The 11,819-nt window shown below is 46.3% G+C and carries 7 protein-coding genes; 5 read left to right on the top strand and 2 right to left on the bottom strand.

Going from position 1 to position 11,819, the window contains the following annotated elements; genetic code table 11:
- Positions 1-428 precede the first annotated feature (428 nt).
- Together trxC and CXF80_RS09390 are read left to right on the top strand one after the other, a co-directional pair.
- Entirely contained in the window at positions 429-851 is a 423-nt protein-coding gene (gene trxC / locus CXF80_RS09395) for a thioredoxin TrxC (protein ID WP_101032628.1), read from the top strand.
- 110 nt (positions 852-961) lie between these two features.
- Positions 962-1,408 carry a DUF3465 domain-containing protein gene (locus CXF80_RS09390; protein ID WP_101032627.1) on the top strand — a complete coding sequence of 149 codons (447 nt, stop codon included), beginning with the start codon at positions 962-964 and terminating at the stop codon, positions 1,406-1,408.
- A 422-nt stretch (positions 1,409-1,830) separates the two neighbouring features.
- Here CXF80_RS09390 and metH read toward each other — a convergent pair whose 3' ends face one another.
- On the bottom strand, positions 1,831-5,547 hold the full coding sequence (gene metH, locus CXF80_RS09385) for a methionine synthase (RefSeq protein WP_101032626.1): 3,717 nt from the start codon (positions 5,545-5,547) through the stop codon (positions 1,831-1,833).
- 497 nt (positions 5,548-6,044) lie between these two features.
- A complete protein-coding gene (locus CXF80_RS20105) occupies positions 6,045-6,224 on the bottom strand; it encodes a hypothetical protein (protein ID WP_157822207.1) in 180 nt (59 codons plus the stop codon).
- A gap of 172 nt (positions 6,225-6,396) precedes the next feature.
- Between CXF80_RS20105 and CXF80_RS09380 the strand changes: the two genes are divergently transcribed.
- From CXF80_RS09380 to CXF80_RS09370, 3 genes are read left to right on the top strand one after another with little or no spacing between them, the layout of a single operon-like run.
- Positions 6,397-7,053, top strand: coding sequence for a TetR/AcrR family transcriptional regulator (locus tag CXF80_RS09380; RefSeq protein WP_101032625.1), 657 nt, complete (start codon positions 6,397-6,399; stop codon positions 7,051-7,053).
- The gene (locus CXF80_RS09375; RefSeq protein ID WP_101032624.1) at positions 7,043-8,392 is read left to right on the top strand and encodes an efflux RND transporter periplasmic adaptor subunit; all 1,350 of its coding nucleotides are present in this window, start codon (positions 7,043-7,045) and stop codon (positions 8,390-8,392) included. The genes CXF80_RS09380 and CXF80_RS09375 overlap by 11 nt, the downstream gene beginning before the upstream one ends.
- A complete protein-coding gene (locus tag CXF80_RS09370; protein WP_101032623.1) occupies positions 8,389-11,496 on the top strand; it encodes an efflux RND transporter permease subunit in 3,108 nt (1,035 codons plus the stop codon). The genes CXF80_RS09375 and CXF80_RS09370 overlap by 4 nt, the downstream gene beginning before the upstream one ends.
- Positions 11,497-11,819 lie beyond the last annotated feature (323 nt).

Here is an 11,819-nt window from a genome sequence, read left to right as displayed (position 1 = left end):
AGATGCCAGCTAGCTTTCGCGGTACAGGATGTACCATCGGAAGCGTTAGCATTTTAACTATTTACAACAAAATGGGCCGAAGCCGATTACAAATGAAGTCAAAAGCTGGATCGATCCCCATGGCGACTTTTCGCTGCTGTTATTTAAGTCATTAGGAAAAATCCTGCGAGGCGGCTGGGCCAATTCTTTTATAAAGAGTAAAGAGGGAACTGCCGTTGGTTTCCTCTTGGTCTGGTGTGGGTGAAGCGCCACGACGTTGGTGGCCGCAGGCCATAATGAATTAGCCAGTGCAGGGTGGAACCTTGCGAACTTAAGCGTTGGTGGCCGCAGGCCATAAATGATAGAGAAAATTAAACGATTATTCGTTTAACACACTAACTAGGTTTATGATTGAATAGTCTCAATAATGAAGTGGATAAGGACTAACCATGATCATAGCTTGCCCCCATTGCGATACGTTAAATCGCGTCCCTGAAGAGCGTCTTGAACAACAACCAACTTGTGGTAAGTGTAAACAAAACCTTTTTGTTGGTGTGCCGATTGAACTGACAGCAGCCAATTTTAGCCACCATGCTAACAAATCAGAATTGCCGCTGGTGGTTGATTTTTGGGCTAGCTGGTGTGGTCCGTGTAAAAGCTTTGCGCCGGTATTTACCCAAGCCGCGAAAACGTGGGAACCTGCATTTCGTTTTGGCAAACTCAACACCGAAGAGCAACAAGCATTAGCTGCGCAGTTTAATATCCGCTCGATCCCAACTTTGATGGTATTTAAACAAGGCAAAACAATCGCCCAACAATCTGGCGCTATGCCCGCATCATCGTTTAACCAATGGCTAGAGTCGCTGAAATAAACTGTTGGGCAGTAGATATAGATAGAATTTAGCTAATAGAAAACGCGACAATAACTCGCGTTTTTCACTTAATATCATTTTAATTGTTATTACAAAGGGATTTGATAAACATGAAAAAAATAATAGTCATCTGTTTACTTGGCTTGGCATTATTTGGTTTTTTAGATAAAAAGGTTCAAACCACTCAAATTGTAAAAAACGTTTACGCTGGTTACACCGTTGACAGTGATAACGCGTTACAAAATGCCATTGAGAATAGGCAGAGTAACCTTCAAATTGGTGGTTCAGGCGAGGTGATAAAAATACTTGCCGACGACCTAAAAGGCAGTCGCCACCAGCGGTTTATTTTAAAAATAGCCAGTGGCAGTACCTTACTCGTTGCCCATAATATTGATTTGGCCCCGCGCATAGACGGCTTAACTGTTGGCGATACGGTCGAGTTCTTTGGCGTTTATGAATTCAATAATAAAGGCGGCGTCATCCATTGGACTCACCACGATCCACGCGGACAACACCAAAGCGGCTGGCTAAAACACAATGGCAGCACCTATCAATAAATCGCAGTTTTAATGATATTCAAACAAGGCAAACTTACTGCATAACAAGCATTAGCCATGTCAGAATCATAGATTAAGCAATGGTTAGAATTACTTTGATGAAGTGAAGCTTAATGTGCTGAATTACATACTAAAGCGCTACAATACAAAACGTGGTCATAGTTATAACCATTATATAACTCCAACCTTGCCGAAATTACAGAATCAAAACGTTCCCCTTTTTTTTGCCCGTGCAGGGTGGATCCTTGCGATCTACTCTTGTTTCTAAAATAGGTGTGGCCGCAGGCCATAAAATGTATAAACCTTTCGACCTATATCCAAACGAAGTTTGGACATAAAAAAGAGTAACCGTGATTACTCAAGGTTACTCTTTATTCCGGAGCATTCTCTACTCTGGGTCACTCTCTGCTCAGGATCACTCTCTATTCTGGGTCATAGTCCAATATCGGTGACAACCATCGCTCTGTCTCTGCTAAGGTCATGCCCTTACGTTTAGCATAATCTTCAACTTGATCTTTACCAATATTGGTCACGCCAAAATAACGTGATTTTGGGTGGGCAAAGTACCAGCCAGACACTGCAGCGGTTGGGTACATGGCAAAGCTTTCGGTGATGTTCAAATCAATCGTTTCATCGGGTTTGAGTAAATCCCACAACAAACCTTTTTCAGTATGATCCGGACACGCTGGGTAACCTGGTGCTGGACGAATACCTTTATAACGTTCGCGAATTAACGCTTCGTTATCGAGTATTTCATCGGCGGCATACCCCCAAAACTCTTTACGGACGCGCTCGTGCATACGCTCGGCCAAGGCTTCGGCTAAACGGTCAGCTAAGCATTTGAGCATAATCGCATTGTAGTCATCATGGTTAGCTTCAAAACGGGCTACATGTTGATCAATACCGTGACCTGTTGTCACCGCAAACCCGCCCATGTAATCGGCAACGCCGCTGTCTTTAGGAGCAACAAAGTCTGATAAACAGAAGTTGTCGTTACCCACGCGTTCAAGTTGCATGCGCAGATGATGGGTGGTCATTTCCAATGTGGTGCGAGTGTCATCGGTATACAGTTCAATGTCGTCGTGATTAACGGTATTGGCTGGGAATAAACCGATGACGGCTTTGGCGGTAAGCCACTTTTCAGCAATAATTTGCTTCAGCATGGCTTGGCCATCGGCGAATAATTTAACCGCTTCTTCACCGACCACTTTGTCTTGTAAAATTTCAGGGTAATGACCGTGCAGTTCCCAGCTTCTAAAGAACGGTGTCCAGTCAATACGTTCAACTAAATCATCTAGCGGGTAGTCATCAAATACTTGGCGACCTAACACGTTAGGCGTAAATGGGCGGTAGTTTTCCCAGTCATGTTGGCAACGGTTTTCACGCGCCGCTTCAATCGACACTAAGGTTTTACGCTTGGTTTGCGATAAGCGTTTTTCACGCATCATGTCGTATTCAGCATAGGCTTCGTCGATGGTGGCTTGGCGGGTGGTATTGTTAATCAGTTTCGACACCATAGGCACGGCGCGGGATGCATCGGCAATATAAATGGCGCCGTGTGGATAATGCGGCGCTATTTTCACAGCCGTATGAATTTTAGAGCAAGTCGCCCCGCCGATAATGGCCGGAATGGTTAAGCCTTCACGGTGGAAGGTTTTCACGTTGTGGACCATTTCATCAAGGCTTGGGGTAATGAGCCCTGACATGCCGATGATGTCGATATTATGCTCTTTAACGGCATCGAGAATTTTATCAACCGATACCATCACCCCAAGATCGACCACTTCGTAGCCGTTACAAGCGAGCACGACGCCGACGATATTTTTACCGATGTCGTGCACATCACCTTTTACGGTGACCATTAAAATTCGTCCGTTTGACTGACCCGCAACCTTCTCTAGTTCGATATAAGGATTAAGGTAAGCAACGGCTTTTTTCATCACTCGAGCCGATTTAACCACTTGCGGTAAGAACATTTTGCCCGCGCCAAATAAGTCACCGACTACGTTCATGCCGTCCATTAATGCCCCTTCTATCACATCAAGTGGGCGGGTGGCTTCTTGGCGTGCAGCCTCGGTGTCTTGGTCAATAAATTCAGTAATGCCTTTGACCAAGGCGTGCGACAACCGCTTGGACACCGGCCAGCTACGCCAGGCTAAATCTTCTTTTTTGGCCACTTGGGAGCCATCGCCGCGAAAGGTTTCGGCGATGTCGAGTAGCTGTTCGGTGTTGCTTGAGTCGGCAACCGGGCAAGGTAAGTTTTGTACTACGTTTTCAACCCGTTTTTTAAGCTCGGGATCTATATCATCGTATATGGTTAACTGACCCGCGTTGACAATGCCCATGTCCATGCCAGCTTGAATGGCATGGTATAAAAATACCGCATGAATCGCTTCGCGTACTGGGTTGTTACCCCTAAACGAGAATGACACGTTAGACACACCACCGGAGATCATCGCATGTGGCAAGGTGGTTTTGATGTCTTTAATTGCTTCGATAAAGTCGACAGCATAGTTGTCGTGTTCATCAATACCGGTGGCAATGGCGAAGATGTTGGGGTCGAAAATAATATCTTCTGGTGGAAAGCCGACCACATCAACCAAAATACGGTAAGCACGGGTACAGATTTGGGTTTTACGTTCACGCGTGTCGGCTTGGCCGTCTTCGTCAAAGGCCATTATAATGGCGGCGGCGCCATAGCGTTTCACTAAGGTGGCTTGTTCGATAAATTTGGCTTCGCCTTCTTTCATCGAAATCGAGTTAACAATCGACTTGCCTTGGACGCATTTAAGGCCCGCTTCAATCACTTCCCATTTAGACGAGTCGATCATGATCGGCACGCGTGAAATATCTGGCTCAGAGGCAATTAAGTTTAAAAACTTCGCCATGGAAGCCACGCCATCGAGCATGCCTTCGTCCATGTTGACGTCGATAATTTGGGCGCCGTTTTCGACTTGCTCGCGCACCACATCGAGGGCTTCTTCAAACTTTTCTTGCTTAATTAAGCGTAAAAACTTGGCTGAGCCTGTCACATTGGCGCGCTCGCCGACGTTGACGAATAGCGAGTTTTTATCGATGGTCAGTGGCTCTAACCCCGACAAACGACACGCCACAGGAATGTCTGGAATGTGCCTTGGTTCATGTCTGAGTACTGCTTCACGAATGGCATTAATGTGGGCGGGGGTGCTACCGCAACAACCGCCGACAATATTGAGCATGCCTTCTTGGGCCCATTGGTTGATGACTTCAGCCATCTCTTCTGGGGTTTCATCGTAGCCGCCAAACTCGTTGGGTAAGCCCGCATTTGGGTGGGCTGAGACATAACATTCGGCAATACGCGATAATTCTTCAACGTAAGGACGCAGCTCTTTTGGCCCAAGGGCGCAGTTTAGGCCAATGGATAACGGCTTAATGTGGCGCAGTGAATTATAAAACGCTTCGGTAGTTTGGCCGGTTAAGGTGCGGCCCGATGCGTCGGTGATGGTGCCGGAGATCATAACCGGTAAGCGATCGCCAAGTTGATCAAATACTTTTTCAATCGCAAATAGGGCGGCTTTGGCGTTTAAGGTATCAAAAATGGTTTCAACCATAATGATATCGGCGCCGCCTTCGATTAAGGCGCTGGTCGATTCGACATAGGCTTCGACGAGTTGATCAAAGCTGACATTACGAAACCCTGGGTCGTTCACGTCTGGGCTGATAGAACAGGTGCGGTTAGTTGGCCCTAATACGCCGGCAACGTAACGTGGCAAGCCTGTTTGCGCAGCCACTTCGTCGGCAGCTTGGCGGGCAATTCTGGCACCGGCTAAGTTAATTTCGGCGGCCAGTGACTGCATGTCGTAGTCGGCCATAGCAATGGTGGTAGCGTTAAAGGTATTGGTTTCAATAATGTCGGCACCGTTCAATAGGTACTGAGTATGAATATCTTTAATGATTTGCGCTTGGCTGAGTACTAATAAGTCATTGTTGCCTTTAACATCGCAATGCCAATCTTTAAAGCGCTCACCACGATAATCTTCTTCTTCCAACTTATGGTCTTGGATCATGGTGCCCATGGCGCCATCTAAAATCACAATACGCTGCGCTAACAATGCATTAAGTTGTTCAAGTGTTTGACTGTAAGAAGTCGATTTAGCCATAACAGTTACCTTTTGATCACTATGTTGCTTGATACCTTGATTGAGATAAGCATACCCTTATTTTTACAATAATAGGGCGATAACATCATTGCTGTGTACAACTGTTGATTACAATTGCTGCTTACAATGCGCATCTTCTAAATGATTACCTTTTAAGATAGCCTTTTGGACATATAAACGTATAGACGTCTATACTACGCGAGTTTTCACCGCCAGAGCAAGGCTGATTTAACTTCTACTTGGGTTAAGCGATGGGGGACGTCAGTTAGCCGCAGAAATGTTCAACCAATCAACATAATAGTAGGTGTTTTTTATTGATCTAAGCCTATGTTTAATAAAAATTTATTATCAATATATGTTTATTATCTTATTCGATTGCTTCAGGCTGCTTGTCGTCAAACAGGTTGAGGATGACAAGCCCAATGAGGCCGAACACCTGAGCATCCAAATTACAACATACTATGGCTTTAAAACCGAGTTGAGTTATAGGGCGGAACTCAAGCTGTTTCAGCAACATATTGCCAATTTTTGTCACAAGCTTGAAAAGCGGTAAAGCCTACGATGTAGCCAATATTGCAGCATAGGGAGAAACGTTTAATGACAGATACCGTCTTCTGCCAGAAGGCACTAGATAAAAAACCTACATGGTTATACAAAGGTTCTAAAGCATTAACCAAATCACCTCCCCGCTAAACATAAAGGGTTATACTCATGCTGTTATAGTTTTTTATTCATATTTAACAACTTGTTAATAGCTGTATTCTTCGTTACCGCTGATTTTGTGGAATTATTTCACTGCCAATTAATGTGCTCTGCTCTTAAAATAATTCTTTAACTGAGGAATTCTGTATGCCTGATACCAAGAATAAAGTGGGACGCCCCAGTGGAGAGACCCAAAATCGCGATAAGCTTATTCAGGCTGCAAGGTCTCTTTTTGTCGAACGTGACTACTCTCAGGTTACCGTTCGTGATGTCGCGGCGCTTGCAGGCACTGATCCCGGGCTTATTCGCTATTACTTTGGCTCTAAACAAAATCTGTTTATCGCGATGTTGCGAGAGACGGCCGCTCCAGTGAAACAAGAGCTCTACAAGGTGAATAAAGAAAAACAAGCCCATGGCCCGGCAAGCTTGATGCAGACCTACTATCAAGTGATGTCAGCGCATCCCCATTTCCCAAGATTAATTTTCCGTCTGGCAGGCCTAGATCAAAGTATTCCTGAAAATAAAGAGATAACCAAGGTGTTTAACGAAATTGTCAATGTGGATGACATCATGATGTTTGATAAACTCGAAGCTAAGGGACTGTTGCACGATGATGTTGATATCCATTGCGCTCAACTGAGTTTTTTTTCGATGATGATCTTTCCATTTATTGTGCCCGAAGGGTTCTTGAGTCGACTCGGTATACAAATCACCCCAGAATTTTTAATGAAACTTGCACAGCAAAATACCAATCTGCTTGCAAGAGGCTTGATGCCGACAAAGGACAAAAATAATGACCAGTAATAAGAAACGTTTTCTGCTCCCCGGTGTCCTATGCGGAATGCTGATATTATTTTTAGCTATAGCCCTAAAACCATCACCCTCGGTTGTCCAGAGTTATGATAAAGCCAGGGCGGTTGACATTCTCACCCTGGACAAAACCTTGCTGGCCCCAAGAATACAGGGGTTTGGTCGCGTGACACCTAAGCATATATGGCAAGCCGTCGCCGAAGTGAGTGGCAAAGTTATCTACCGCCACCCTCAGCTTGAAACGGGCCGAATGTTACCAAAGGATACCTTGGTGCTAGAGATAGACCCTCTGGAATATGAGTTGAAGCTGGCACAGGCACAAGCGAGTCTCAATGCTACGTCGGCACAACTGACAAGGCTCGATCAGCAGGAGCGAAATCTCAATACCAGCCTGCAGATAGAGAACCAGAAACTGGATCTGGCTAAGCAGGAATATCAACGTAAGCTCACCCTCAAAAAGCGTAATTTGGTGTCGATTTCTGAACTTGAAAGTCAGCATCAGTCCTTGTTGGTACAAACCAAGCTGGTGGAAGATCTGCAAAACTCAATTAAGCTCCTTCCCGACGATAGAAAAGTGAGCCAAGCACAGCAAAGCGTCGATGTTGCACAGTTAAAAGATGCCCGCAGAAGACTGAAACAAACCAAGGTTGTGCTGCCCTTCGATGCCAGAGTGGCCGATATCAACATTGAGCAAGATCAGGTGGTTGCCATGGGATCAACTATGTTGATCGCTCACCAACTCGGTACTGCGGAGATAATGGCTGAAATATCACTGCAGGACATGCGCACTTTAGTCAGCAGTATTGAAATGATCCCTGAACAAAATAGTCTACCTTCTTTTGAGCTCTTAGCATTACAAGCCGATGTAGAGTTTCAGGTAGGAAGCAATCGTTTTACTTGGCCAGCTAAAGTCACCCGGGTGGCAGAAACGGTTAATCCGAATCAGGCTACCATCGGCTTATATCTTGAGGTTGAGCAGGATATTCGTCAGCTTAAGCCATTCAGTCGGCCTCCTCTGACCAAGGGAATGTTTGTTTCAGCGCGGATATACGGCCAGGCAAAGCCACATTTTATCGTCCCCGAGAAGGCGCTTCACGGTGACAAGCTATATCTGATGAGCTCGGATAATAAACTGATGATAAAACCGGTGACCATTTTGTTCCGTAATCAAGATCAAGTGGCTATTAAAGCAGACGTTATCGTTGGTGATAACATTGTGCTCAACGATCTTATTCCCGCTATCCCGGGGATGTCTTTAAGAGATATCTCATCAGACCTCGACGTTAATGCTGCTGAGCAATCTCAGGTGAACCGAGAGGAGGCCGGTCAGTGATCGCTTATATCACCCGTCATCCGACCTTAGCTAATTTGTTGATGCTCAGCCTACTCTTGCTCGGATTATTGAGTTTGGGATCAATAAAACGTGAGACTTTTCCAGAGTTTGCGCCTCCCTATGTTACCGCTACCGTGGTTTATCCCGGCGCGTCGCCGATAGAAGTGGAAGAAAGTCTATGTCTGCGTATGGAAGATGCGGTCGATGGGCTAGGCAATGTCGAAGAAGTAAAATGTGACGCACAAGAAGGCGTCGCGTCCATGACTATCAAGCTGGACGGTAAAGCCGATATTGGGCGCGCTATTGTGGATGTGCAAACCCAGATCAATGGGATTAAAAACTTTCCATCACAAATTGAACCGCCGATCGTTAAAGAGCTCGATTGGGCCGAACCTGTTGTTGATATCGCTATTTCGGCCGATGCCAGCTGGCCCCATCTGAAGCATTATGCCGAGGATCTCAAACGTCGCTTGAAAATCGATGCCGGAGTGAGTCTGGTATCCGTTGTTGGCTTTTCCGATCATCAACTGCGGGTTGAGCTTAATCAAATCGATATGCGCCGTTTGGGGCTGACTGCAACCGACATTGCCGATGAAGTGGGTCGGCAAAATGTGAAGATCCCTGCCGGTAATATTGAGTTAAAAGATAAAAATCTGCTGCTCAGATTCGATGAGCGCAAAGTCACGCCAGCGGCGTTAAAGCAAACCATCGTGGCCTCTACCAGCGACGGCAGCGTGGTCCGACTCGGCGATATTGCCACCGTGACTGACCGATTTGAACTCGATGAAGAGCACATCTTTTTCAACGGGCAGCACGCCGCCATACTCAAGGTGAAGAAGAACAAAGCCGATGATGCCTTAAGAATAAAACAGAAAGTAAGCCGTTTTATCGAGCAAGAGCGTTTACGTGTGCCCGATGGCGTGAGTTTGACCTTGACCAACGATCTCTCGTCGCTGCTTAAAGATCGTCTGGATATGATGTTAACCAATGGCTGGCAAGGGATCATCCTAGTCTTCTTTAGCATGTGGTTATTTTTCTCTTTGCGTTACTCTTTTTGGGTATCGGCAGGTCTTCCTGTTGCCTTTTTAGGCGGCATCTATTTGATGAGTCTCTTTGGCGTCTCCATTAACATCATGAGTTTAGTCGGTTTGCTTATGGCCATCGGGATCATGATGGATGATGCCATCGTTATCGCCGAGTCTATCGCCTCCCATGTCGACCGGGGCTTAGCGCCACATGATGCCGTGGTTCAAGGGGTTAAAAAGGTTGCCCCAGGCGTGGTCTCCTCGTTTCTGACCACCATTTTAATCTTCAGTAGTTTACTTGGTCTCGATGGTCAGATGGGCGCCGTACTCTCGGCTATCCCGACGGTGCTGATTATGGTGCTCAGTATCAGTTTGATTGAGGCATTTTTAATTTTGCCCAACCATTTAAACCATTCATTAAGCCATGTCCCCAAGAAAGCGCCTAGGCCTGAGCTTAAATTTAAGCGAGATTTTTTAGCCGCATTCGAAACGTTTCGTAATACGACACTCGTCAATGCGGTTAGGTTTGTGGTGCATTGGCGCTACGCCAGCGTTGGCATAACCTTAGGTATCTTGCTCTCATCTGTGGCGCTGGTCGCAGGTGGCGTGTTGAAATTCTTGCCCTTTCCGGAGCTTGATGGTGATATCGCCGAAGTGAGAATTATCCTGCCACCTGGCAGCCCATTGAGCTCGACTCAGGAGGTTGTCGAACAAGTGATCCTCAGTGCTAAAGAGACGGCTGCTCGCTATACCCAAGACGTGGAAGAGGGCGTTGAGCTTATTGAAGATATTACCGCACAGTTTAATTTTAATGCCGATGCGGGCGAGAAAGGGCCTCATGTGGCGACGGTTAGGTTAGATCTCTTGTCGGCCGAAACTCGAAATACGCTGATAGAAGATTTTATCGAAGATTGGCGCGACGGTACGGTTGAGCTAGCAGCCCCTTTGTCTATGGTCTTTAAGCAGCCAACAATGGGGCCTGCGGGTCGTGATATCGAGGTTCGCCTGCTAGGTGATGATCTGGATATGCTAAAGCAGGCCTCGGTTTCGCTGCAATCTTATCTTGCCCAGTTTGACGGTATCAACGGTATTCTCGATGATATGCGTCCGGGGAAAGAGGAAATTAAGGTCAGTCTGAGGCCCGGAGCGGAAGTCTTCGGCATCGATGGTCAGTTGGTCGCCAGTCAACTGCGAAGTGCTTTCTTTGGCCAACGGGCCGATGAGATCCAAATTGGGCCCGAGAATATCGAAATTGAAGTTAGGCTGAATAAGGAGCAAGCAGGCGATCTTCATGCATTGGCTAACTTTCCCATTATGTTAGCCAATGGGGAGCAGTTGCCTCTGTCGGCGATCGCCAAATTAGAGCATCAAAGATCTTATGTCCGTATTCAGCGGATCAATAGCCAACGTTCGGTTACCGTGATGGCCGATGTTGACAACCGCAAGGGTAATTCCACCGAAACATTAGCTAAGATAAAATCCGATTGGCTGCCGCAAGCCACTGAAGATTATCCTGGGGTTAAGGTCGACTTCGAAGGCTCGGCAAAAGAGACGGCGAAGACGGGCGCCTCTCTTGGTAAGGGATTCCTTATCGGAATATTTGGACTTTTTGTCATACTCAGTTTTCAATTCAGGAGTTACCTCGAGCCTGTGGTGGTGATGTTGGCAATACCCTTGTCTTTGATAGGCGTGCTTTGGGGGCACGTGCTACTTGGCTATAACCTATCTATGCCATCGATAATGGGCTTTATCTCCCTTGCAGGCATAGTCGTCAATGACTCTATCTTGCTGGTGCAATATATACGTCATCATGTCGATGAAGGTGATAGCGTTCATGAAGCCGTTGTAAGTGCCAGTCGGGAACGATTTAGGGCGGTATTTTTAACGTCGCTGACGACGGCCGCAGGTCTGTTACCCCTATTGCTCGAAACGAGTCTTCAGGCGCAAGTAGTACAGCCCTTGGTTGTCTCAATCGTATTCGGGATCTTTGCCTCTACCTTGATGGTGTTATTTATTATTCCTTGTGCCTACGCGATTTTGGCTGACTTTGGCTTGGTGAAGAAACATCAAAAAATTTAGCGAGAGGGAGTAAATTACTGCCATTATCTTGTAATGGCAATGGTCACATACCCAAACGACCTCGACATGCAGGAGCCAGCATGTCGAGAAGTGACTGCGTTCAAGGTCGTTAATTACTCCTGCATAAACGACATTGCCATCTTCTGTGGTGGTCTTGGTAACATAGCCGTACTCGTTAACCTCAGGGCGGGAGATAACGGCTTATCCAACAATCCTTTATCCTGCTAACTGCGTTGCTTAACTTGCAATAGGCTCGCTATTGACGGGTCAATGCGCCTTGTTAGTCAAACAAATGACCCGTTTGAGATGAAATAAGCTGCTCA

It is taken from the genome of Shewanella sp. Actino-trap-3 (assembly GCF_002836275.1).
GTDB lineage: Bacteria > Pseudomonadota > Gammaproteobacteria > Enterobacterales > Shewanellaceae > Shewanella > Shewanella psychromarinicola.
Note: the sequence above shows the minus strand (reverse complement) of the source record. Positions and strands in the feature narration are given on the sequence as shown.